The organism is Bryobacter aggregatus MPL3, from assembly GCF_000702445.1.
GTDB lineage: Bacteria > Acidobacteriota > Terriglobia > Bryobacterales > Bryobacteraceae > Bryobacter > Bryobacter aggregatus.
The window spans coordinates 1344865-1369367 of sequence record NZ_JNIF01000004.1 but is presented as its reverse complement, the minus strand read 5'-3'; the positions used below and the strand labels follow the sequence as shown (position 1 = coordinate 1369367).

Annotated in this window: 21 protein-coding genes and 1 pseudogene; 15 read left to right on the top strand and 7 right to left on the bottom strand. The window is 57.2% G+C overall.

What is annotated here, in order from left to right; genetic code table 11:
• The first annotated feature begins 203 nt into the window (after positions 1-203).
• On the top strand, positions 204-596 hold the full coding sequence (locus tag M017_RS0125665) for a hypothetical protein (protein WP_155121630.1): 393 nt from the start codon (positions 204-206) through the stop codon (positions 594-596).
• A gap of 181 nt (positions 597-777) precedes the next feature.
• Positions 778-2253 carry an ankyrin repeat domain-containing protein gene (locus M017_RS0125660; RefSeq protein WP_162180044.1) on the top strand — a complete coding sequence of 492 codons (1476 nt, stop codon included), beginning with the start codon at positions 778-780 and terminating at the stop codon, positions 2251-2253.
• Between the two features lie 78 nt (positions 2254-2331).
• Here the strand turns inward: M017_RS0125660 and M017_RS30835 are convergent.
• From M017_RS30835 to M017_RS0125645, 3 genes and pseudogenes are all read right to left on the bottom strand, one after another.
• Positions 2332-2616 (bottom strand): annotated as a pseudogene (locus M017_RS30835) (epoxide hydrolase); the annotation flags it as partial.
• Between the two features lie 362 nt (positions 2617-2978).
• Positions 2979-3206, bottom strand: coding sequence for a helix-turn-helix domain-containing protein (locus M017_RS0125650; protein ID WP_031501117.1), 228 nt, complete (start codon positions 3204-3206; stop codon positions 2979-2981).
• An 11-nt stretch (positions 3207-3217) separates the two neighbouring features.
• Positions 3218-3700 (bottom strand): DUF2975 domain-containing protein, encoded by a 483-nt coding sequence (locus M017_RS0125645; protein ID WP_031501116.1) that lies wholly within the window; start codon positions 3698-3700, stop codon positions 3218-3220.
• Positions 3701-3998: 298 nt separating this feature from the next.
• On the opposite strand from M017_RS0125645, the gene M017_RS28365 reads away from it, so the two are divergent.
• From M017_RS28365 to M017_RS0125605, 8 genes are all read left to right on the top strand, one after another.
• Positions 3999-4694 carry a 4Fe-4S cluster-binding domain-containing protein gene (locus tag M017_RS28365; protein WP_080508180.1) on the top strand — a complete coding sequence of 232 codons (696 nt, stop codon included), beginning with the start codon at positions 3999-4001 and terminating at the stop codon, positions 4692-4694.
• A gap of 61 nt (positions 4695-4755) precedes the next feature.
• Positions 4756-5769, top strand: coding sequence for a DUF3150 domain-containing protein (locus tag M017_RS0125635; protein ID WP_031501114.1), 1014 nt, complete (start codon positions 4756-4758; stop codon positions 5767-5769).
• A gap of 35 nt (positions 5770-5804) precedes the next feature.
• Positions 5805-6245, top strand: coding sequence for a PRTRC system protein E (locus tag M017_RS0125630; protein ID WP_031501113.1), 441 nt, complete (start codon positions 5805-5807; stop codon positions 6243-6245).
• Positions 6242-6445 (top strand): PRTRC system protein C, encoded by a 204-nt coding sequence (locus M017_RS0125625; RefSeq protein WP_031501112.1) that lies wholly within the window; start codon positions 6242-6244, stop codon positions 6443-6445. The genes M017_RS0125630 and M017_RS0125625 overlap by 4 nt, the downstream gene beginning before the upstream one ends.
• A gap of 4 nt (positions 6446-6449) precedes the next feature.
• Entirely contained in the window at positions 6450-6671 is a 222-nt protein-coding gene (locus tag M017_RS0125620) for a hypothetical protein (RefSeq protein ID WP_031501111.1), read from the top strand.
• A gap of 239 nt (positions 6672-6910) precedes the next feature.
• Positions 6911-7633: a hypothetical protein gene (locus M017_RS0125615; RefSeq protein WP_155121629.1), complete on the top strand. Its 723-nt coding sequence runs from the start codon at positions 6911-6913 to the stop codon at positions 7631-7633.
• Positions 7634-7700: 67 nt separating this feature from the next.
• On the top strand, positions 7701-8408 hold the full coding sequence (locus M017_RS0125610; protein ID WP_031501109.1) for a PRTRC system protein B: 708 nt from the start codon (positions 7701-7703) through the stop codon (positions 8406-8408).
• 8 nt (positions 8409-8416) lie between these two features.
• Positions 8417-9205, top strand: coding sequence for a PRTRC system ThiF family protein (locus M017_RS0125605; RefSeq protein ID WP_031501108.1), 789 nt, complete (start codon positions 8417-8419; stop codon positions 9203-9205).
• On the opposite strand, the gene M017_RS30475 is transcribed toward M017_RS0125605, so the two are convergent.
• The 4 genes from M017_RS30475 to M017_RS0125585 form a co-directional block, all read right to left on the bottom strand.
• Entirely contained in the window at positions 9202-9333 is a 132-nt protein-coding gene (locus M017_RS30475) for a hypothetical protein (RefSeq protein ID WP_272945415.1), read from the bottom strand. The genes M017_RS0125605 and M017_RS30475 overlap by 4 nt on opposite strands.
• 47 nt (positions 9334-9380) lie before the next feature.
• A complete protein-coding gene (locus tag M017_RS0125595; protein WP_155121628.1) occupies positions 9381-10769 on the bottom strand; it encodes a hypothetical protein in 1389 nt (462 codons plus the stop codon).
• 255 nt (positions 10770-11024) lie between these two features.
• The gene (locus M017_RS0125590) at positions 11025-11942 is read right to left on the bottom strand and encodes a hypothetical protein (RefSeq protein WP_031501106.1); all 918 of its coding nucleotides are present in this window, start codon (positions 11940-11942) and stop codon (positions 11025-11027) included.
• Complete coding sequence (locus M017_RS0125585; protein WP_031501105.1) at positions 11929-12795, bottom strand: hypothetical protein; 867 nt, start codon at positions 12793-12795, stop codon at positions 11929-11931. Before M017_RS0125585 ends, M017_RS0125590 begins: the two co-directional genes overlap by 14 nt.
• A gap of 632 nt (positions 12796-13427) precedes the next feature.
• Here M017_RS0125585 and M017_RS0125580 point away from each other — a divergent pair.
• The 5 genes from M017_RS0125580 to M017_RS0125560 all read left to right on the top strand — a co-directional run bounded on the left by M017_RS0125580 (position 13428) and on the right by M017_RS0125560 (position 24364).
• Complete coding sequence (locus M017_RS0125580) at positions 13428-14132, top strand: hypothetical protein (protein WP_035959093.1); 705 nt, start codon at positions 13428-13430, stop codon at positions 14130-14132.
• Between the two features lies 1 nt (position 14133).
• Positions 14134-14694, top strand: a complete 561-nt coding sequence (locus M017_RS0125575) for a BREX protein BrxB domain-containing protein (RefSeq protein ID WP_031501102.1) — start codon at positions 14134-14136, stop codon at positions 14692-14694.
• On the top strand, positions 14694-18173 hold the full coding sequence (gene brxC, locus M017_RS0125570; RefSeq protein ID WP_238326045.1) for a BREX system P-loop protein BrxC: 3480 nt from the start codon (positions 14694-14696) through the stop codon (positions 18171-18173). Before M017_RS0125575 ends, brxC begins: the two co-directional genes overlap by 1 nt.
• Before the next feature lie 144 nt (positions 18174-18317).
• Entirely contained in the window at positions 18318-21530 is a 3213-nt protein-coding gene (locus M017_RS0125565) for an Eco57I restriction-modification methylase domain-containing protein (RefSeq protein ID WP_202901724.1), read from the top strand.
• Positions 21527-24364, top strand: a complete 2838-nt coding sequence (locus tag M017_RS0125560; protein WP_031501098.1) for a TrlF family AAA-like ATPase — start codon at positions 21527-21529, stop codon at positions 24362-24364. The genes M017_RS0125565 and M017_RS0125560 overlap by 4 nt, the downstream gene beginning before the upstream one ends.
• The last annotated feature ends 139 nt before the right edge of the window (positions 24365-24503 follow it).

Here is a 24503-nt window from a genome sequence, read left to right as displayed (position 1 = left end):
TCCACTCTGGGCAAAGAACTCCTCATGCATGGCGGTCCGATACCAAATTGAAGCCACACCCACGGCGGCCTGTTTCGGATCGTCCGCTATCAAATGCTCGAAGATGTCCCTGTTTGTGTGCGTGCGTGCATCATAGTCAAGCGGGTCTTGTTTGAAAGCTGGCGCGGGAGGGCTCCCTGCAAATGGTCGTAAGTGAGACATTCTTGAAGCGCGCCGCGGAGCAAGGCTTGCGCATCCGTCAGTATGCCCCTCCTGCGGGAGGCAGCGTCCAGTGCACCGTGACCGCCGAAGACGACCTGCTCATCGGTCGCCTGGCTGCGAATTTCACCACCGCAGAACGAGTGGATCTGTGCCTCTGCGACCAGCAGGGCATCGAGCGGCTTAGGCTGCCGGACATCCCGTTTCCATCCGGAGCCGGCAGCGTGGTCTGGCAACCCTCCATCACGTGGGCGAAGGCCGCTCCTTCGAATACGCTGATCGCGCGACTGGTCACCTTCGATGAAGCAGGCGTCGAGCGCCTGCTCGGCGAATATACCTTTCACCACACACGCACATTGCCGGGCGATGACCGCGCCGGCGTTCTGCCAGAGGGCTAGGAAGGCCTCGTTACGGGGAGTTTTACCTGCATTCTCGACTTTTGGTAAACTCGCAATTGGTCGCGTGCAGGACGCGCCCTGTCTGCGGAAAGGGCCGCGCCCACCTGCTCCTTTGAGGCATCAGTCGTAGTTTGAACCTCTTTCGCCTGACATGCGGACCAGGCATACGAAGGAGACGTTCTTGAACCTGGAGCAACAGAAGAAGCAGGCCCGCGAGTTCTTGCGGGCGATCCGATCTGGCAACGTCGATGCCCTTTCTCGGCTGCGGCGCCATCATGCACGCTGGGCAACTTCAGACGAACGGGAAGTCCGCCTGCAAGTTTCTCTGCACGATGCGCAATTTGCCCTCGCTCGTGAACAAGGATTTGCCAGTTGGCCCAAACTGAAGGCCCACGCCGATCCGTCTTCACGCTCGGTGCACACTCGACTTTTCGAAACGGACTTGGGTTGGATCAAGGACCGCGTTCATGGTTTGCTGCGCACGCGGTATTCGGCCGGCCCTGCCGCGCTCGAGCAAATTCGAGAATGGCATCCGCGCTTTTGTGATCGGAGCGATGAGGAAATTCGGCAGGCGCCCTTCTCCGAAGAAGATGCTCGATTGGTCTACGCCAGGGAACACGGTTTCGACACTTGGGACGACCTGACGACCCGCGTGAAAGTCCTGGCGTCGAACGCCGCCGCCGCGGCCGCGGAGCCTTTCATGAGCGCGTTCGCCGCCCTGCGATCAGGCGATGTTGGCCGCTTTGAAGCGTTACTGCGCACAAATCTCCGGTTGGCCGGAGAGCGCGGCACCAATGGCAATACCCTTCTCAATCTTGCTGTCAGTTTGGCCAGCAAACCAGACTGGAACGGCGGCCTTTCTTCCATCGAGGAGCTGCTGGCGGCAGGTTCCGACATCAATCAGGGCAACAATCGCGGTTGGACGCCGCTTCACCAGGCGGCGTACGCCAACCGGCGTGACATCGCCGCTTTGCTGATCGAGAAGGGCGCAGCACTGGACTTGGAAGCGCACGGCTCGGGCGGCACACCCCTAATCGTCGCGCTTTTCTGGGGGAATCGCGAGGTAGCCGACTTGTTGGGCCGTAATTTAGTCGCCCCGAACAATCTTCGCGCTGCTGCCGGTCTCGGCCTCCAGAAGTTGGTAGAGGCGTGCTTCCGGCCCGATGGCACACTGACTCCCGAAGCCTGCGCCGCCCGAGGCTTCTATCGCCCGCACAGTGGTTTCCCGGACTGGAGGCCCTCGACGGATCCGCAGGAGGTGCTGGACGAAGCGCTGGTGTGGGCCTGTAAGAGCAATCGCCTGGACGTGCTGGAACGGCTCATCACAGCCGGAGCGCGCCCGAATGCCGATCCATATCGAGGCACGCCCCTCATCTGGGCGTCCGTCTGCAACCGCCCTGAGACCGTCTCGTGGCTGCTTGATCACGGGGCGGAGATAAACCAGAAGGCCACCTTTGGCGGGCTGACCCACGGCCAAGGAATCACGGCTCTTCACCTGGCGGCTCAGTATGGGCACATGGCGGTGGTCAGGCTCCTGGTGGACCGAGGAGCGGATCGCTCCATCAAAGACGATCTCTATCGATCGACTGCCGAAAGCGCCGCCAACCACTTCGGGCAGTGCGAGGTTCGAGACTATCTGAATGCGCTTCGTACATAACTTCAAGACCGCGAATTCACTCCCGGCGAAGTCGAAAAAAGGGCCGCGAACTGACCTCGACGGGCCGCTGCGATGCGCTCAGCGAAGAGACTTGAACGTTTCTCGTACCTCATTCACAAACAGGTCCGGCTGCTCCAGTGCTGCGAAATGACCGCCCCTGGACAGTTCATTAAAGTGTACGAGCTTGGAAAAGCGAGTTTCAGCCCAACGGCGAGACAGGCGCAGTTGCTCTCCGGGGAACATGCTGATCCCAGTTGGTGTGGGCATCGGAGCAAAGGACATGCCGCCAACCCTCATCTCTCGCATACCTTCCCAGTAGAGGCGCGCGGAACTCGTGCCGGAATTAGGCAACCAAACAAGGACCGAATAGTAACTACTGCGTGTGTAATAGCCAGTCCGCTGACGACAACCGCCAAGCGAAAGGTTCGTGAAGGGTCTGGTCAAGCGGGCTATCAGGAGTTTAGATAGTTCTCTTGCAACCGATCTGTTGCGCCACAGACAGTCAGTACTCAGGCAGGCTCCAGCCTAGTCGCATAGTGTTGAGCAATGTGCGTCTATGTTTGTATCACGCGCGATCCGGAAGATAGCGGCCCCCAAGTCCCGTTCTGGTCCACGACGGTTGCAGCTTGCTCCAGCGAGAGTGATTTCCTCGAACTCCATTTCTCAGGAGCTATGGAAAAAGCCGAACGCTGCGGGCGGGTGATAATGGTGAGCCGGTTTTGTTCTCACACCGCCGAAGAGGGAATGGTCAGATCTTTATATTCCAGAACATCTCCAGGTTGGCATTGGAGAGCCTTACAGATTGCTTCCAACGTGGATAGCCGGATCGCTTTTGCCTTGCCGTTTTTCAAGACGGAGATATTGGCCATCGTGATGCCGACCTTCTCAGCCAGTTCGGTGACGCTCATCTTCCGCTTGGCCAGCATTACGTCGATGTTGATGATGATCGGCATGTTAATTTCGGCTATACCGTTAAGTCGTTCTCGGCTTTCAGATCTACCGCGCTCTGCAAGGTTCGTTCAAATACCGCCGCCGCGGTGGCGACGACTGCAGAGACGAAGATCAGTAGAAGTCCCATCATGACGCCGCCGGCGATGTCATCCTTGCCACGCATCACTATGAAGAAGTAGGCTTCCGCTCCTACGAGAAAACCGACGAGAGACATCGCGCAGTACTTGATCGTCCGCAACGCTTTGACTGGGCGTTGCGAAAAGAATTCACCTCTTCCTACATATCCGAGAAGCTTGAATGCCTGGAAGAGTGCGACGAAAAATGCAATTGATGCGGTGTACGCATACGCCAAAAACGGATCGTTGAAGTAAATCTGAAAGAGGTTCGCGTGCGCGTTCCTTCCTTCGAGGTGTGGTTCCCAAAGCAAAAGAGCAAGAGAACCAATGCCAATGAGCGCGATGACCGCTTGGAGAAATCTGGTTGAGCCTTTACTCATAGCATCTATTTTAGGGATGAATTTATCGTTCGTCAATATATATTAATTACAAAACGATATATTTTGGCTTTCGGCCAACTCCCTTTGACTGCGGACCTCATCAGTGCGGAAGTGTCGGCTTCTGGCCGGCGATTCCGGCCGAATCCCGCGCTAGTCGGAAGTTGGCGCGAAGTCCCGTTCTCGGAAGCTGAATGCATCCCCCTGTCACTTCTGACCTGAATTCCGCTGTTTGGTGAGGCCTTGTCTTTGGAGGGCCTCCGGACTGCAATACCCATTGTTCACCGTGTCTGACCTTCGAATGCGAGGCGCGTTTTCGATTCACGAAGCCAAACCTGCCGTTGATGAGGCCACGGGAGCCGCACCGAAACTACCACGCCGAAGGGAGGGTAATATGACGATCCGAATGCATTCCAGGCTGGATCAGAGTCGAGTGAATGGGCCCGGATCCCGAGCTGTGTTCTGGCTGCAGGGCTGTTCCTTGAAATGTTCCGGATGCTGGAACCCACTCAGCCATTCAGTTGAAGGCGGGATGACAGTCGAGATCAGCTCGGTCGTGGAATGGGTAGCTGATCTGCACGCCAGCCGCTCAATCGACGGACTCACAATTAGCGGTGGCGAACCGATGGAACAGGCCGGCGCGCTCTTGGCATTTCTTCAAGCGCTACGCCTCCGTGTTCCCGAAATCAGCGTCGGCATGTTTTCCGGTTACACCGAAAGGGAGTTGGTGATCGGCGCCTTTCTGTCACGCGACGCCAATCCTCCCTCACACCAAGCCAACCTTTGGCGTGCCATTCGACTTCACCTCGATTTTGCAGTTCTCGGGCGTTTCAACGGTCATCGGCCTTCGAAGCAACCTCTGGTCAGCAGTCAGAACCAAGCGCTACTTCTATTTTCTGATCGCCACTCCTCCAGCGACTTTTCGCCCCTGAGTGTCGAGTTCACGATCGATTCCCAGGGGATTACCCAGATCACTGGGTTCCCCATCCTGCAATAACTTCCCACGCGTAGACCCGCGTCACCACCAACCACAACCCACATAAGGAGACGTGTATTCCATGTCGTTTCAATCCAATCTTTTCTCCATTTCAGACAGCGCAACTGCACCGCCATTAGCCTTTGTCCAGCCCAGTTTTGGCGGCCACCCTGACGGTGGCGACGGCCCCCCGGCCATCCCGATTCAGGATCCCGGCGTGGATCTTGCCAAGAAGACGGTCTGCATCAAGGTGCGGCTCTCCACCATGGGCAACACCCGCAAGGTGTCGACTTCGCAGATCGAAGCTGATGCGGACAAGGACCTTCTGCGCGTTTCGAAACATCTACTGGATTCGGCGGAACTGAAAGCCATCGGTCGATTCGATGGAGAGATTCGTCGTTACCTGTACAACCTGTGCCTTCCGTTCGAAGTCGGGATTCATCTCCTTCCGATAGCCGCCCTCCAGGTTGTCGAGCAGCGCCTCCGCCAATTCCAGACGGAGCGGGAGCAACTCGTCAAAGCATTCCTTGATGTCTATCCAGGCCTTTGCACCGATGCGCGCAAACGGCTCCGTGGGCTCTACAACCCAGCCGACTATCCGCCCGTAGACGAAGTTACGCGCCAGTTCGGATTCGCATGGCAATACGTCAGCTTCGGGGTTCCCGATCAACTCCGGGGAATCTCTCAGGAAGTGTGGGATCAGGAACGCGAGAAAGCCGCCCAACGCATGGCCGAGGCATCCTCGGAAATCCAGGTTGTCCTTCGCGAGTCGATGGGCAAGCTCGTCCAGCACATGGCGGAACGCCTTCGAGATGGCGCCGACGGAAAGCCACTTCGCTTCAAGGAAACGACCGTATCGAACTTGGTCGAGTTCCTTGAAAACTTTGAATTCCGGAATGTGACGGACGACCAGCAACTGCAACAGATCGTGAAGCAGGCACGTGGCCTCTTGCAGGGCGTTGGGGCCGACGATCTCCGCAACACCGGTGAACTCCGCACTAAGGTCCAGTCGGGCATGGCGTCACTCGCTGCTGAGTTGGACACGATGGTAGCTCGCGCGGGTAGCCGGAAATTCCGCTTTGAAGAGGCGGCTTAACAGCGAATCGAAATCGCGAAAGGAGTGTGAACTTCATGAACCAAACAGAAACAACGGGCCTGTTTTCCCAACTGGCACCGATGCTTTCCAACCGAACAGTGATCCTAACCGTGGCGGCCACAGACCGAGACGTGCTGACGATCAGCATTATCCCGAAGAAAATGAAAGAGGACGAGAACGAGGTATTGTCGGTTCCGCTTTGTGCCACTGGCACTGCGGAAGAACTCGACCGGGATCTGCCCAGGCAATTGCGGGACTTCGTCGACACCCATGCGGCAACCTCCTCCAATTTGGCCCGGATCAAAGAGGAGCTCGAAGCTGCGGAAAAGGCGGCCGAAGAAGCTCGGAAAGAAAAGCTGAAAGGGAAGAAACTTCCGGTCGCGGAGAAGGCGGCACCCAAGCCGGAGCCACAAGGGACGCTAGGGCTTTTCGATGAAGCTGCGGTCGAACCAGAGGATGTTGGGGTGAACGTATGACAGTAACCAAGATGATCCGCGAGTTTCGATTTGGGGGGGCAAAGCTTCCAGATCCGAACCCACAAATGGATGCAGAACAAGTACGGTCGATCTACGCAACCCAATTTCCTGAGATCGCAACAGCCGTCCTGACCGGCCCTGAAGCGGTAGGCGATAAGCTCGTCTTCCGCTTCGAGCGGGCAATCGGAGCCAAGGGATAAGCCAATGCCGCCGGAACCAACTGTCGAGGAGGTTCTCGAAGAACTCGATGCAATTGCGCAAGGGCTGCACCCAAGTCAGAAAACCATCCTCGAGGAGTATCGAAAATGTCCCGACTGGCAACAGGCGGCGCAACTTGTGGTCAAAGGAATCCAGCGCCTTCACCGCGGCACCGGCCAATTCCGCTTGCTCGATGTTCCACCGGGGTGGTTGCCGCCCACTCTTTGATGGGCCCTGGTAATGCCGCCGGGTGGAGCCTGCCATCGTTGAATGGAATTCCCGGCCACCATCAAATGCTTCACGGGGAGCGTATCGTAGCGCGCACGGGAGCAAACCTCCTACGCGCAGGAATCGCTCCCGCGGCCGCTTGGACCAAGGCAGGCCAAGACCCCTATGAGTTTCTGCGGATCGCTTTGGAACACTGCGTTCAGCAAAGCAGTAGTGCGGTCCTTCGGGAGCACTTCTTCATGACGTTGACGCTCAGTTCCACCGTCGATCCGATCTCTGGCGGCGAGGGCGATGGCAGCAATCTTTACCTCATCGCCGATCCCACGCAAGCCGGCTACTTGGTGCTGGGGCCAACCATCAAGGCACTGGAGCGAGAGCACCCAAGGCTACCGGCGACGTTCTACCGGATCTTCACGTCATCGCTCAATCGCTGGGTGAGGGTTTTCGACTATCAAGATGCGCTGGAACGGAACGAAATGATGCGGGACTGGTATGAAGGCGATCCCGATGCTGCGAGCATAGAGCTTCCAGATGTGGACGCAGCCGTACCTACAGCTCTAAAGCAGAAGCCGCTCAGCCTCCCGGGTTTACGCCAGGTCATGACCCGCGTTCGCACACCGGAAGTACGTCGGTGGCTTGAATGCCTATTGGCACTCGAAATGGAATCGTCCCTCGCGCAACCACCCGAACTCGACCCTGAAATCCGAGACCAACTTCATGACACAAACCCGCCCCTCCCGGCATTGCTGATCGTATTCTGGAAGCACGACGCCATCGAAGCGGCCTTCGACGCCGAAGCGGACGGGATGTTGGAGGTTTCACCAGAACCCAATTTGATCCTTCCAGTGAGGACCGACGACTTCGGGTATGCCCGGGACTCTTTCTACAAATTGGGCTGCTTTCTAAAAGCACTTTCTCGTGCCAGCGAACTGATGAAGCTCTTGCCCGAGAATGACATTTGATTGAGCCAAGAAAATTATACGGTGATTAACGCGATACCGGCTCGACAACCACGAAAGGGGGTAAATCATGGATTGCCGCATCAGCTTGCAGGGCGCCGATACGCTAGCGCTCCAAGGCGCAATCCTTGTGTACAAAGGCGCACGCGACGTATTTGCTTCCTGGCACGAAGCGACTGTCAGGAAGGGAACGGCTCCCCAATTGGGGCCAGCGTTGCCCTTATCTACGATGTTTTTGAAGTCCTTGGCCGAAGGTCTGGGCTCCAATCTGCGGACGGAGCTTCTCCCTCCCAACGTCTTGGTTCGAACACCAGACACTCTCGTTTGGTGGACGCCGGCAACAAGCCGGCGGATGTTTTTCTCCCTGTTCGACGTGGACCTCGGTCCCTTTAGCGGGCGGAGCTTCCCGCATCCCGCATTGGTCTTCCGAGTGTCAGGACGGGAACTCCGAATCCGCGCCATTAGCCAAAGCAAACGCCCCGACGCCACCACGCCGCTCTTGGTCGCGCCTTACTACAACACTCAAGAGAACGGACTCGTCTGCCAAGGCAGCATGCGGTCCCCGGACGGCCCGTTCGTCAATGCAATGACGGCCTGGGAGGATGCGTTCTTTGCGAGCGAGTTTACGCACCTCTGGGGCGGCGGCCGGATGTGCCGGCACAAGCATGGAGTGTCAGGCCTCTGGAAAGCGGTGGAGGGGGCCAAGGTCTTTCCGGTCCGGCTGCTCGCGAATGCCCGCCAAACCCTCCAGCAATTCGTCGGGCGGGATCACGACTGAGGCGTCACATGAAACACAACATCCCCAACCAATTGCTGAGCCGCACCGTAAGCGTCAGCGTCGTCGGAACCGGCGGCAACGGGAGCATAGTCGCCATGGCTCTCCCGTACATTCATCAAGCGTTGCTGGTCGCTGGTCACCCCGGCGGACTAGACGTGACTTTGATCGACGGCGATGTCGTCTCAGAAAGCAATTGCATCCGACAGCCCTTCAGCCGATCCGAGATCGGTTTGCCCAAGGCCACGGTTCTCGTCTCAAGGATCAACCTGTTCTGGAGCCTGAGCTGGCGTTCAGCGCCGCAGCGGCTTTCTGATGAGCATCTGCTCTCCGATAGCGACATCGTGATCGGATGCGTGGACACTCGGGAAGCACGCGCCGGGATCGAGGCACGAATCGTCGGCTCTCGAAGCCGGGTGGCGTACTGGCTCGACTTGGGAAATGGTGCCGAGGGCGGGCAGTTTGTCCTCGGCCAACCGTTGAACGCCCGCAATCCTCGGAAAGCCGACCGGCTACGCACCGTCGCCGAACTATTTCCCGAGATTGTGAACCCAACTCTGGACGATAATGCGATGCCGAGTTGCAGCGCGTTGGAGTCTTTGGAGCGCCAGGAACCATTCGTCAATCAGACACTCGCCAGCCACGCAATGGCAATGCTCGCTAGGCTTTTCCGCTACGGCGGGTTGGAACACCATCACGGCGCCTTCGTGAACATCGCGAGTCAAAGCGTGCAGCCACTCCTGATCGATCCTGTTGGCTGGAAGCGTTTGATGCGGAGGGGGCGAAGCACAAAAGGCTAGAAGAGATCTTCGGCGATCGCGTTGGCTGCGTGCAACTCCTCGTTCAGCACCAGCCAAATTCCGTTCGGTTGGGTCTTGATGATCTCTTCTTTGGTTTCATTGCTGAGAGGCAGAATTGTGTCGGGCATAGTGGCTCCTGTTCTAGAGTTCTTTTACCGCAACGGTGTCCCGGCGCCTAGCCACTGGCACCTGGCCAATCCGGCGTGTCGCCGACCTCCACCTGCTCACCGGCTCGCTTCAACACGTCGTTTAGCCAGCGCATCTTCCGTTGGCCCCGGACGACTCTGCCAATAAATCCAAGCCGACTCGCCACATCGTGCCGGTTGCGTCGCACATCGTCGCGTTCGGTCTTGCCATATGCAGCCATGAACTCCTCCAAGTTTGCCGGACGCGAAAAAATGTACGTGGCATGTCCCAATGCTGGGATCTCCGCGATCAAAATCTTGTGCCAGACAAACAAATATTCGTCGCGGAATAGGAACCAGGTCTTACTTCGCTTGCGCAATTCTTCGAAGCAGAATTCATCGTGGTCCGGCTGCCAACTGACATGCTGGGGGCGCAGTCCTGGCTCTGCGTTGAAGTCTCGAAACCATTTTTCGACAAGAGAATGTTCAGCAGGGTGCGATTCGATCTGCGCCGCAATTTGACGGATCAGGTCTGCGTGCCGGCCGAGGAGGGCGTGGAACGCACGAGCGCCGACGATATCCGCCATCAGACCTTCGGGAACGACTACGCGAAGCCGCGATGGTAGCGCCACACACCACTTGCTGACTATCCGTTCGCCTTGCTCAAGCCGCTCTTTCGCCGAGGTCACGAATGTCGCCTCCACCTCCAGCCGACTCCGAATCCAGTGCTTCCAGTTGTTCCAAGACGGATCCCAATTCAACCCGGGCAACAATCCGCCATCAAGCCAGACCTCAAGCTTTCGCCTTGAGTCGTGGCAGACGATTCGATCAGGCAGGAATTCACAGCTCCGCAGGAGGATGGACACTTTTTTCTCCGCCATTTCTGGCTTAAAGGCCAGGATCCGGTTCCCAATAAACGCCTTGCCATCCTCGACCAGCCGCCCTTCCACGAGGATGGAGCCGTACCCTCCATAGGGAAATAGTGGAAGCGCATCGTCATCAAACCTTATGCGGTCGAAAGATTCCTTAAGGGCCGGGTTCGCCAAGACGTTAAATGCTCGCTCCATGTGGGATTTCGAGATGCTCTGATCGCTGGAGAGCGCATGCTCAATCGATTTGAGTCGCCATGCAAGCCGGAGTTCAGTCAGACGCGCCGACGGATGGCTACTCAGAGCTTTGTATAGCCGATCCTTGGGCGATTCTTCACCGGCCAAGAGGTAGAAATGCTCGCGGATTGCGACCGCCGAAAGATACATCTTCTCGATCACATTAGGATGCGGCACTTCTACTTCGAGGTACTGCCCCGACTCTCCTTTTGGAAATCTCGCCGCCAGCCCAACAGTTGTAAAGAGTAGTTCAGTGGATCGCGCCACTCCGGAGCGCTTCACCAGGAGGTTTTGTGCCGTGTTCTTCGGATCGGAGGGCACGAAGGACACCATGTCATTCGTCTGAAGTCGACGCCCAATCATTGCCGGAACCAGGATGGACTCTTCATTGGAGAGGTGACAGCGGATCGCCCCCGACTCCGCTGCCAGCGCTTTGACTCTTAGCACTTGTCCTGACGAGCTTGTCCCCTCTTGCTCCACACGAAGAGATTAGGGCCCTTTAGGCCAATCTCAAAGGGATTGGGGCCCAAGCACCCTGCTTCCTCCGACGATCGAAAAGAACGCCCTGGGTAGGTTGATCGGGGTTAGCTACCCAATAGCCCCGGGCAACCCTCTGCTATCCCAAAGCCGTAGAAACTCAGCGACGGTGCCGTGTGCGTGGCGTCGAAGTCGTTCTCGCTGCTCCGCGTCGTCAGCCATCAATTCGAAGTTCGCATACTGAGATGGTCCTCGGTGCCCAGTCGATTGGAAATGCGTTCGAATGGCTTGAATTGCCACAGGGATATCGGCATGGTCAATAACCGGGCTGGAGGCGATAGCGTCGACAACCGAGGCCGGTCCCTCTTGAAATGCATTCAAGATCCAGACCAAATCGTAACTGTCTTTGGATTTGTCTCTCTCATCGATGGCAAAGCTTTTGAGCACAAGCAGTGGCAGCAGATTGCAGACCCTCACTTCAATCCGTTCCTGAATTCCTCCGTGGTCGAGCAGTTCGCCACCCAGATTGATAGTGATGTGGTCGCGGCCAGCGAGTTCGGCCCCTCGGATTCGCATTGCGCTAATTTTTGAGCCGACATTCTTGCCAGGATTCCTCAAGAGTTGGCCCGTATTGCCTTCCCCAACCGGACAGAAGAACTCAAGCACCACAGACACTCCGTCGACCTCTCTGGTCCACCGGAAAGTTTCTTCTTGATTCGTATCTGGATTTCGCCTCGGCGCGAATTGGGCATCCTTGAGATTTTGCTGCAGAGTTCGGTAGGCCTCATCTTCTTCGCTCTCCAGCGCAATGCCCACCACAATGTCGAGGTCGGTTGTTCCGACGTGTTCGGGGATGTCGGCAGGCAGGTCTCCAACCAAATAGCGGGGTGCCATTCCGCCAATCAGCACCAGTCGAGTCCCCCACGGACCGATCTTGGTCAAGATTGTGCGGAGCGCCTTTTCACATGCTGCCAAAGCCTGTGGCGAATAGGCCAATCGCGGGTGCTCGGGCTGATTATTCGGAGTCATTCCTCAAGATCTTCTCACGAAGATTCTGGGCCACCTCTTGAGATCGCCCCGCACCGTGCAGAGCCTCGATATAGGCGCGGGGGCGAGACACGAGTTGAAGCGGCTGATTCAGGTCTGAGTTGAATCCATTGGGTTCAATGATCCGCGATTGCTTCAGCGCCAGGTTGCGTTCTGACTGCCATAGGAGAACATTCGCCCCTCGCTCCACCTTTTCTCCGCCCAGCACGCGAGCCACGTCTTCGAATGGGACCTTGGCATCAACCCAAATCACCGGTTCCGGAAATGTGGTCAACGTCGGCGCGTACAAATTGGCAGCCGTTGTTCCGCCCACAGCCCATAACGGTGTCACCTGGTTCAGTTGCGGAAGTTTTGAGAGGAGAGCGTTCGGCGATCGGCTCCATACGTTTAGAGGCGTCACCACAGAAGGCGTCCGTTCCTCCTCTTCGGCCCACAAATCGAGCAGTCCTCCACGCTCGATCAGTGCCCATTGTCGGCTGGGCCCACTAGCAATAGTCTCGACGATTCGCAGTGCCGACAGTCGTTGGAGGATTCGGCTTACCAGTGCCGTGGAGACCCCTGCCTTTCCGGCAAGAACGCGAAGCTGTATCAGTTGGCCGGCTTCCCAGTCCACAAGCGTCTCGGCGACAAGCCCCGAGATTCCTTGCAGTTTGGCTCTCGGAGTGGGCCACCCCTTTTTCGATGCTCGTTCTTCTCCGCGGATGTCGACGAGGAGTCCTGGCGCGGCCAAGTGCAACACTCCTGTATTCTGCTCCGCCCACGAAACCTTTTGCTCTCGGAGCAACCGGCGGGTCGATTCCGCCAGAGCACGGGTTGCAACAAGGCGTCGTGGCATTTGCGACGATCCGTCTGCTATTTCGGCTTGATCTTCAATCAATCGAGACGCTGCTTCGCGACTCAGTATAGGCACCCAAGTCAGACGAAATTCGACTGCCGGTCCGGAATGCGCTCCGACAAGAAGGCGGCCCATTTTCTCCGAGTCTCGGACGTCCAGACCGGGCGTGCTTTTCAATAACCGGAGGAGCCAATCTGGCGCTCGCGATGATTCTTTCGGAAACACAGCACTAGTCTACACTAGCTTAAATATTTACAGCAAGTAGCAATATTCGATCCTGAGTAGATAAACAAGCGATATCAATAGCTTGGAAGAATCACAAGAGCGCCCTGAATCAGTCGCATCGGGCCTCCGTTAGACAACCGGCAAACTTGCCGGTGAGATATAAATAGTTCTTGACTCGCTGCCAAAAATGATTCATAAAGGATTGTGCATGCACTGGTCAACCAAACCGGCAACTTTGCCGGTGAATATCCGGGAGGGGGCGAGGAGTCGGCCGCCGCGCCCTGTGGAACCCTAAACACATGAATAGTCAACACTTGCAGTTCTTCGCAACTTCGAAAAATCTAAAGCCCGCGATCGACGCAGGCTTTCGGTTCGGATACGTTGGTACCCACACAAGCCGCACGATCATGCTGCAAGAAATCGTGACGCTTCTGGAGACTGTCCCAGAGCCTGCCCGGCCCAACGACTACGCAGACGCCATCGTCGAGAACAACTGCCTCGGCAAGCAAACCATCGCTACGCGGCGCCATTCTCTCCAACACCTTCGCGAGCTCTACAGCCTCGACCCCGCTGTTCCGATCTTCCGAATATTCCGACGGCTCTGGGCAGACGATCCGCAGAGCGCCCCCGTCCTGGCCTTACTGGTGTGCCTCGCTCGAGATCCGCTATTGATGTCCACCGCTGAGGCTGTTATCGCCCTCCCGGATGGTGCCGAGTTCCAACGATCAGCAATGCATGCCGCGCTCGTGAAAGCTGTCGGAGACCGGCTTCTCGAATCCACCCTGGAGAAAGTGATGCGGAACGCAGCGAGTTCGTGGTCACAATCCGGCCATCTGGAGGGACGAACCTTTAAGATTCGACACCGCCTCTCACCGAAACCAGCCGCTGTTGCCTTTGCAATGTATATGGCCCAAGCGGCTGGCTTTCAAGGGGAAGAAATTCTGACGAGCGGGTGGTTAAAGGTTCTCGACTGTGGGAGCTCTGAGGCCCTTGAACTGGCCACACTGGCCAAGCGAAGCGGACTACTGGACCTGAAAATGGCGGGAGGGGTCTTTGAACTCAAACTGGATCGTCTTGACCCGGCCATGAACGACAACATGAGGGGTGCGTAGTATGGGGCGCGTCGAGCAGTTGGCAGAAAAGTACAAGCAGCACATTGGGCTTCCCTGGCAGCAAACGGTTGCGGGCGCGCAACGCGTCATCATGGTCGTCTACGAAAAGGAACTGGAACGTACACTCCTCGCTCGGAAAGACGCTTTTGCCATGGCAACCCGAGAAGAGGGGCATGAATGGTTTGAGGTGAATATCTCGGATTGCTTCGCCCGCTGGATCGCTTCCGAGGATTACCGGGACGCCTACTTTGAATCTCCGGAAGATCTCCAACTGAAGCTCGACGTCGAGTTCGCAGAATATGTCGCCGCAACCATCCAGGCAGTCTTGAAGCGGCCCGACGTCACGAACACTTCTGTCGTTGGGCTGTTTGGTGTTGGCTCTCTATTTGGCTTCACTCGTGTGTCCAGCGTGCTGAAGCTTCTTGAGCCCTCCATCAAAGGACGACTCGCTGTTTTCTTTCCCGGATCTCACGACCAAAACAACTACCGTTTGCTCGACGCGCGCGATGGCTGGAACTATCTTGCCGTGCCCATTACGCTCCATTCCACAGGAGGCCATTGATGCCCATGCTGATTAAAGAAACCCTTTTGCGTGATCCCTCCCAATATGGCCTGGTCAACAACGGTCAAGCGCGGATCACGAGCGAGAGCAGCGACGATAACGTCACCAAGGAACTCCGAGGCGAGCTTTCGACATTCGTTTGCGAAGGCCAATACGAGGAAGGCATCATCAGCATCCTCTCCTCGTTTCTGGGGAGCCGTAGCCAAACCTATCAGAAGGCTGCATGGGTCAGCGGCTTCTTCGGTAGCGGCAAGTCGCACCTCCTGAAAATGCTCTGCCACCTTTGGGCAGACACAAAGTTCCCGGATGGAGCTACAGCTCGGAGTCTGGTCGCGGAGCTACCTGAAGAAGTTCGGGACCTCCTGCGCGAACTGGAGGTAGCAGGCAGACGCTCGGGTGGTCTACTGGCCGCAGCCGGAACCTTGCCCGCGGGTACAACGGAGAATGTCCGTCTCAGCGTGTTGAGTATCCTTCTGCGGGCCTGTGGCCTGCCGACCCAGTATCCACAGGCACAGTTTCACCTCTGGCTAGAAGAGCGCGGGATTTTAGACAAGGTGAGGGGCGCAGTCGAAGCGGCCGGCAAGAAGTGGGCCCAGGAATTGAACAACCTCTACGTCAGCCCGCTGATTACCAAGGCTCTCCTCGCTTGTGACGCGAATTTTGCCACCAGCGAGGGTGCGGCCAAGGAGATCGTCAAAGCCCAATTCCCTCTACGCACGTCCGACTTGAGTACCGAGGAATTCCTCTCGATGTTCAAACGCGTCCTGCTGCGGGCCGGCAAGGACGGCCAGATGCCCTGCACGATTCTCATCCTTGACGAAGTCCAGCAGTACATTGGCGACTCCGAAACGCGATCCGTGCTCATAACCGAGATCGCCGAGGCCGTTTCCAAGCAGCTTGATAGCCAGGTGATGTTGGTTGCGGCTGGTCAGTCGGCACTCAACGGCGTCAAACTGCTAAACAAGTTGCTGGATCGCTTTACGATTCGAATTCAGCTCTCGGATGCGGACGTAGAGACAGTCACACGCAAGGTCCTATTGCGCAAGCAGCCAACGGCGCTCACCCCAATCGCGGAACTTCTCGACACCCATGCCGGCGAAGTTTCCCGCCAGTTGCAGGGAACCAAGATTGGCGAACGCCTCGAAGACAAGGCGATCATTGTCGAAGACTACCCTCTTCTCCCTGTCCGCCGCCGATTCTGGGAACACTGCTTCCGCCAAGTTGATACGGCGGGTACACAAAGCCAGCTGCGCTCACAGTTGCGGATCATCCATGATTGTGTCGCCAAGCTCACTACCGAATCACTAGGCCGTTTGATCCCTGGCGACGATCTCTATGATGCGCTAGCCCCGGAAATGGTCACCACCGGCGCACTCCCGCGCGAGATTAACGAACGCATCGTTGCATTGGGCAAGGATGGCACCAAAGAAGGCCGTCTTCAGCAACGTGTTTGCGGCCTGGTATTTCTGATCGGCCAACTGCCGACAGACAGCATGGCGGATATCGGCGTTCGCGCCACCAAGGAGCACCTGGCCGACCTGATGGTGGACGACCTCGCCGCTGACAACGGGAAACTGCGTTCGGAGGTCGCGCGCCTGCTCGACAAGCTCGCTGATGAGGGCGTCCTCATGCGCGTCGGCACCGAGTTTCGCATCCAGACGGAAGAGGGTCGCAACTGGGATTCCGACTTTCGTCAACGGGAAGCCAAGCTCAAGAATGATGTCGCATTCTTTGATGAGCGGCGTGACCAACTGCTGGCAGCCGAGGTCCAGAAGACCGTAGACAAGCTGAACCGCGCCTTTCAGCACGGTGCCGCCAAAGTACCGCGGGTACTCAAGGTTCATCGCTCCCAGGATGTTCCCCAATCTGACGGTGAATCCATCCAGGTCTGGCTGCGGGACGGTTTTTCCGCTTCAGAAAAAGAGATTTTGAATGCGGCTCGCGCAGTCGGCGTCAACAGCGCCTTGCTGTCTGTGTTTATTCCCCGGAAGTCCCGCGATGAGATTCTGAACCTCATTGCCACGGAGCACGCGGCCGAGCAGACGCTGAATGCCAAGGGCGCACCTGCCACTCCAGAAGGGCAAGTTGCGCGGCAGAGCATGGAGAGTCGACACCGTCTGGCTAAACAGCAACGCGAAGCTTTGGTGTCCGAGATCGTCGCTGGTACCAAAGTGTTCCAGGGTGGGGGCAACGAGTTGCTCCAGCTATCCCTGGACGAAAAGCTGCGCGCCGGTGCGGACGCCTCGTTAGCTCGCCTCTTCCCCCGATTCAAGGAGGCCGACTTCTCAGGTTCCGCTTGGGAATCCACGATGAAGCGCGCCCGCGATGGAGCCGACCAGCCTTTCTCACCGCTCAAGTATGAAGGCCCCATTGAGCAGCATCCTGTCTGTCGGCAGGTGCTTTCCGCGATTGGCTCGGGAAAAACGGGTACACAGCTTCGAAAGGAACTGGAATCCAACCCCTTCGGTTGGCCTCGCGACGCAGTCGATGCGGCGCTGATCACTCTGCACCGCAGCCAGCACGTCACCGCCACCTTGAATGGTGTTGCCGTAGCCGTCGGTCAACTCGACCAGAACAAGGTTCCAAAGACCGAGTTCCGGGTGGAGAAGATCACGCTGTCCATTCAGGATCGCAATGCCCTGCGCGCGCTCTACCAGGAAGTCGACGTAAAGGCGAAGGGGGACGAACTGGATGCCAAGGCTGCCGAGTTCTTCATCGCTCTGCTGAAGCTCGCCTCCGACGCGGGCGGTGAGTCGCCGGCACCCGCGCGGCCAACAGTGACCGACATCGAAGACATCCGGAAGCTTGTCGGCAACGACAGATTGTCCGCACTCCGTGCCAAGGAAGCTGACATTAAAGCTCGGATCGCGGAATGGAAAAAGTCTCGCGATGGAATCGCCAAGCGGGAGCCAGCTTGGCAGACCCTGGAGCGACTTGCCAGGCATGCTGGCGTAATATCTGAAGCTCAGCCGACTCTCACGCAGCGCGACGCCATTCGCAGCAACCGTCTCCTCCTTGCGGATCCAGACCCGGTGGCGCCCTTGCGCACTAGCCTGGCCGACTTGGTCAGGCAGGCTCTCAACGCCGCACATCTCGCCCACGAGGGTGCCTATCAATCGGCGATGGATAGCCTGGCCACGAACGACACATGGCGGAAGCTGATCGCGGCCGACCAGTCCCGGATTCTCGCCGATGTGGGTTTGCGCGCGCCAGCCAAGCCCGACATGAGCATGGACGATTCGCTTCTCGCCGCCCTCGATGCCAAGAACCTGGCGGCTCGACGCACAGAGGCGGAGGCTATTCCTGCGCGGGTCGCCAAGGCTCTACAACTCGCCGCTCAATTGTTGGAGCCCAAGATCCAGTTCGTGACCGTCGAGCAGAGCGTACTGAAGTCCGAGGCCGACGTAGATGCATGGCTTGCCAGGCAAAGGGCGCAGATCCTCAGCGCCCTTTCGAGCGGCCCCGTGCAGATTCAATAGGAGAACGCCATGCCCAGTTTGAGCCGAGACCATCGCCGACTCCTCGAGAACACCGTAGCCCAAGCGCGAGCCATTGCGGTAGATGGAGCACGTAAGGTTATAACGGACCAATACGCCGTTCATCATCACGAACCGTGGCCTCACATGACGACTGAGGAACGCGAACTGCGCAACCAACTCCGCGCTCATGGCCGCCAACTTGGGGACCGGCGGGATGACCGCCGAGACACACAGGAGATCGAGCACCTCGTTCAGGCCTGCGCCTATGAGCATTGGCACCGCATGCTCTTCGCCCGTTTCCTGGCCGAGAATGATTTGCTCCTTGACCCCGATCACGGCGTGGCGATGACACTGGAGGAAGTTCGGGAACTCTCGCGCGAGCAGAATCGGGAATGGATCGAGATAGCCGCTGAACTGGCGCAGAAGATGCTGCTTGCCGTCTTCCGTCCCGATGATCCAGTGCTGCGGGTCTCATTGCCGCTGGAAACGCGCCAGCATCTCGAAGAGAAGCTCGGTGCTTTGCCGACAGCGGTGTTTCAAGCAGACGACAGCCTTGGGTGGGTCTACCAGTTCTGGCAGCGGGATGAGAAAGACCGGGTCAATAAGTCCGAAGTGAAGATCGGCGCCGACGAATTGCCGGCCGTAACTCAGCTTTTCACCGAAGACTATATGGTCCTCTTCCTGCTCGAAAACACCCTCGGTGCTTGGTGGACGGCTAAGCGTCTCGCCGAGGGAAAGAACCCGGCTCTGCCCGGCTATGGATGGACTTATTTGCGGCTGAACGAGGACGGTTCGCCTGCAGTCGGCTTGTTTGATGGTTGGCCACGCGCGGTGCGCGAACTGCGCATGCTCGATCCTTCGATGGGAAGCGGGCACTTCTTGACTTTCGCTCTACCCATCCTCGTTCGAATGCGGGTCGAGGAGGAAGGGCTCGCGCTGCAGGAGGCTGTCGCCGCTGTACTCCGTGAAAACCTTTATGGTTTGGAACTCGACGCCCGTTGCTCTCAGATTGCGGCGTTCAACCTAGCGCTTGCGGCCTGGAGGCTTGCTGGGGAGCACCTCCCTCTTCCGGAACTGAATCTCGCCTGTTCCGGGCTCGGTATCCACGCAGCCGAGTCAGACTGGGTGAAACTCGCGGGTGAAGACGGACTGGCGCGCGAGGAGATGCGCCGACTTTATTCGCTTTTCAAAGATGCACCAACACTCGGAAGCCTTATCGATCCTCTACGGCTTCGGGCGACCGTATTCAGCGCTGGTGCTGATCGTGTGTTGTCACTCATAGAGGAGGCACTTGAACGAGAGCAATCCGAAGATGTGCGTGAACTCGCAATCGCCGCTCAGGGGGTCCTCGCCGCTTTTCGGATTCTCGCGAGCCGCTTCACGTTGGTGGCGACCAATGTCCCATACCTTGGGCGCGGCAAGCAGGATCCAGCGCTCGCGCAATACTGTGCGGAGTTCCATGTAGACGCGAAGGCGGATCTTGCCACTTGTTTTGTGGAGCGCTGTATGCGGTTTTGCGGTAGCGGTGGGTCGGTCGCATTGGTTACACCGCAGAACTGGTTGTTCCTAACGAGCTATAGGCAGCTTCGCGAGCGACTTCTTAAAAGTGAACAGTTGGACTTCGTAGCGCGGCTTGGGCCGCGCGCCTTTGAAACGATCAGCGGCGAGGTCGTGAATGTAGCACTGCTGGGCCTAACTCACAGAGTGCCCTCGCCGCACCACAGCTTCGCGGGATGGGATGTTGCAGAAGCAAGATCGCCGGAGGACAAGGCCAAAGGACTTAACTCGACAGGTACCCCGAACCACCAGGCTAGGCAGTTGAAGAATCCTTCAATGGTGATTACAACAACCGAACTGCTGCATGGCACTACGCTAGCAGACTACGCAGGAAGCGTTGAGGGGCTTTCGACTGGCGATTCCGACCGTTTCGTTTTCAGATTCTGGGAGCTTCCACGGATTACTGGAGATTGGACCGCTTTCCAGAGGTCACCCCAAGATAGTGAGGGCGATTTAGGAAGCGACAGCGTTCTGCGTTGGCAAAACGGCAAAGGGGAACTAGTCAAATCTGAGGCCGCGCGCGTACAGGGGTTCCAAGCTTGGGGAGTTCTCGGAGTTGTCGTTGGGCAAATGCGGACATTACTATGCGGCCTATCACTCGGCCAACCTCACGACAAAATTACCGCAGTACTGGTTCCGAGGGACAGCAGTTTCCTGCCCGCCATTCTTGCTTATTGTGAGTCGGAGCAGTACAACGACGACGTTCGTAAGATTAATTCAAAGCTCAATGCAGCAACCGCTGCTCTGGTGCAGGTCCCCTTTGACCTCTCATCCTGGCAAGAAGTCGCCGCAAGGAAATACCCAAACGGCATACCAGCTCCACGGTCTGACAATCCCACGCAGTGGCTCTTTAACGGGAATGTCAGACTTTCGGGTCAGCCGCTCCAGGTTGCCGTAGCGCGCTTAGTTGGCTACGCTTGGCCTCGGCAGACCGGCTCCGCATTCGCCAAATGTCCTGAACTTAACATTGATGGCCTCCAACTCCACGCGGATGCCGACGGTATCGCCTGCATGAACGCGATCGCTGGCGAAGCATCGGCCGCTGATCGGTTGCGTGCCCTGCTTGCACACGCTTACGGGAATGAGTGGTCCGCGGCGAAGCTTCAATCGTTGCTCGATGACAAGTCCTCATTGGAGGAATGGCTGCGTGACGAGTTCTTTGAAGAGCACTGCCGCGTGTTTCAGCATCGCCCTTTCGTCTGGCACGTATGGGACGGGCGCAAAGATGGTTTTCACTCCTTCGTGAACTACCACAAGCTTGCCGGGCCCAACGGCGAGGGGCGGAAGACGCTGGAGAAATTAATTTACACCTACCTCGGCCGCTGGATTGATCGCCAAAGTGAAGAGGTCCGCACTGGCAAAGAAGGAGCCGATGCGCGACTCGCTGCGGCACTGCACTTGAAGGCCGAACTCGAAAAGATCCTCGCCGGCGAAAAGCCCTATGACCTCTTCAACCGATGGAAGCCTCTCAACGAGCAGCCAATTGGCTGGGCACCTGACCTTAACGATGGCGTTCGAATCAATATCCGTCCTTGGTTGACCGCCAAACCGTATCAGTCCGGGCGTCGCGATGGCTGCATTCTGCGCGTCACTCCCCGCGTGAACTACGGCAAGGATCGCGGCAAAGAGCCTCATAAACCGAAGGATGACTTCCCGTGGTTCTGGTCGTGGGATGGGCAATCTGATGACTTTCTCGGCGGCAAAGACTTCGACGGTGCCCGCTGGAACGACCTTCACTATTCGCTCGAAGCCAAACGCGATGCCAGACTCAGAGTCCAATCGCAAGGAAGTTCGAAATGAGCGCTTCACCCAGAGAATTGCCTTTTCGTGGAGCCCGCTGGTGGAAGTTCGACTTCCATACTCATACCCCTGCATCTGAAGATTGGAACGGGCGTGTTCGCTCCAGCTTGCCGACGCCAAGAGAATGGCTGCTCGCGTACATGGCGGCTGAGGTTGATTGTGTAGCTGTTACGGATCACAACTCGGGAGAATGGATTGATCGAATCCACGAAGCTCTCATCGAGCTTGATTCGCAAAAACCACCCGGATATCGACCGCTTTGCCTGTTCCCTGGAGTCGAAATCAGTGTCAACAGTGGATACCATATTCTTGGGATTCTCGACCCGTCGAAACGTAGTGAGGATGTCAGCAGACTCCTTGGGGCTTGCGGCTACACTGGGCGACCTGGTTACACCGACGATGTGACTGATCGTTCGTGTCTGGATGTCATCACGGAAATTGAAAGATCCGGAATCGCGATCCCAGCACACGTTGACGAACCCTGCGGGCTACTGCAAGTCGTCAATGCTGCAGGCGGCAACAACGGCCATCTTTCCATCAAGAAAATCTTGGAGAGTAAGGTCTTGGTCGCTATGGAGCGGGTGAGCACCGGCTCAAGGCTGGCACCCGTATATGAAGAGGTGGGGCACAAGCTCACAGAGCTGGTTGGCTCTGATTCTCATCGTTTGCAAGGCGTGGACATTCCTGGTAGGCGCTACACGTGGATCAAGATGAGTGAGCCGAATCTTGCGGGTCTTCGGCTGGCGCTTCTAGATGGGGACGGCTCAGTGATGCGTTTCGACGACCCTAGATCAGCTGCACTGAATTCATTGCCGCCATATTTCATCGAGGGTATTTCGATTGAAGACGCACGCTACATGGGCCGCGGCTCAGCGACGGAACTTGTCTTTCATCCCGGCTTGACAACGCTCGTTGGTGGTCGGGGATCAGGCAAGTCCAGCGTTGTCCATTCCATTCGTTTAGCAACCAGAAAAGATGCCGAACTGACGCGTTCGAGCTCGCGCAGTGAAGCCAGTCGAACCTTCAATGAGTTTCGAGTTGCACCAAAGAGTCGTCAAGATCCGAGCGGTGCACTCGATTACGAGGCTTCCAAGTCAACCAAAATTGAGCTGCGTATGAGAAGGGAAGGAAGACTCTATGGGCTGCAATGGTTGCAGAATGGAAATGCACTGAATCTCTTCGACTTGAGTGGTGACGAACAGGCATCGTTGCCAGATGGATCGTTTTCCCCAGATCGCTTTCCCGTCACCATCATGAGCCAGGGACAGATTGCGTCGCTTGCTTCAGAAACTCAAGAAAGCCTGTTGCCGCTTCTGGACAATGCGGCTGGAATCGCTGGCCTGAGAGAACAATTAGGCAATTCGCGTAATGAGTTCCTGGCTCTGCGCGCTCGTGAACGGGAGATCCGAGCCAAACTCGACAAGCAACCCGCGATCCAAGGCAAGCTGGACGACGTCCTGGCGCGAATCGAACAATTCGAATCGAGGCAACACGCTGACGTCTTGAAGTTGTACCAGCGCCGAAACCGGCAAATACGAGAAGTGAGTCGACAAATTGAAGGTGCACAAGAGCACGCGGAGAAAATCAAGGCGCTAAGCGCTAGTGTTTTGGCAGAGTCGCCCGCGCCCGGGCTTTTCCAGGAAGACGATCCGATAGATCAGATTGGCCTGGGAATCATTCAAAGGGTGCAGCAGGCAATTGATGCTGCTCGAATGTATCTGGAGCAGGCGGAGGACGCATTACGCACAGCCGCAGGAGCCGAGCAGACTGGACTTGGTTCGAGTGAATTTTCCGTCGCTGTGGCCGAAGCCATCACCAACTACAAGAATCTGGCAAACGATCTAAAGCTTGCTGGACTCGGGGACCCCAACCAGTACGCGGATCTGGTGAAGAGTCGCCAGCAGTTGGAAGATGAATTGGCGGTGCTCCGCTCACTCGCCGACCAAGCCGCGAATCTCGAAAAGGATATCGATGCTTCTTTGGCGAAGATCTCAGAGGTGCGGAAGCAAATTACTGCCGCGCGGGTACGATTCCTGGAAGAGCACCTGACGCAGAATCCCTATGTTCGAATTCGTGTGGAACAGTTTGGGCCACGGTCTAGTGTCTGGGAGCGCCAAATTCGAGACCTGCTGAACATTACAGATGGAAGATTCGAGGCAGATCTGTGGGAGACAAGGGGCAATACAGAAGCTGGCCTGATCCCTACAGTTTTGCTCATTACAGGAGAAAGTGATGACCCCGAGCCGACAGCAAAAGCCGTGTTTGCCTTGAAGCGTGCTCTCCTGAACGGCACCCGAGGGCAAGGCAATGGTTTGGGCGGGCACTTCCTCAACTATTTGAAGCGAGAAGCCGAAAAACAGCCCGAATTCCGGGATCGGATTGAGGCATGGTTTCCAGAAGACGGCCTGGTTGTCGAGTACAGCCCGCAGGGCGATGGTCGAAGCTTCAGGCCCATCGAGCAGGGCTCAGCCGGCCAACGTGCCGCTGCCATGTTGGCATTCCTCCTTGCCTTTGGAGCCGAGCCGCTCATCCTGGACCAGCCAGAAGACGATCTCGACAACCATTTGATTTATGACCTCATCGTGCGGCAAATTCGCGCCAACAAGCCTCGCCGGCAACTGATTGTCGTGACGCACAACGCGAACATCGTTGTGAATGGAGACGCGGAACTCGTCCACGTAATGGACTTCCGGGCTGGGCAGTGCCGTGTGGCAACTTCGGGCTATTTGCAGGATCGGGAAGTTCGCGAGGAAGTATGCAAAGTCATGGAGGGCGGGCGAGAAGCATTTGACCGTCGCTACAGGCGGTTACAGGAGGGGCGCGCTCATGTTTGATTCCGAAGTGGGGCTGTTCCGGCAGATTCAGCTCGGGAAGAGCTCTTGCCTAGACTTCGAAAATGCAGAAGGTGCAGTTTGCGTCTTAAGGTTAACTGACAATTTCTGCGAGATTGTGAACGCAGAAACGGAGCGCCGG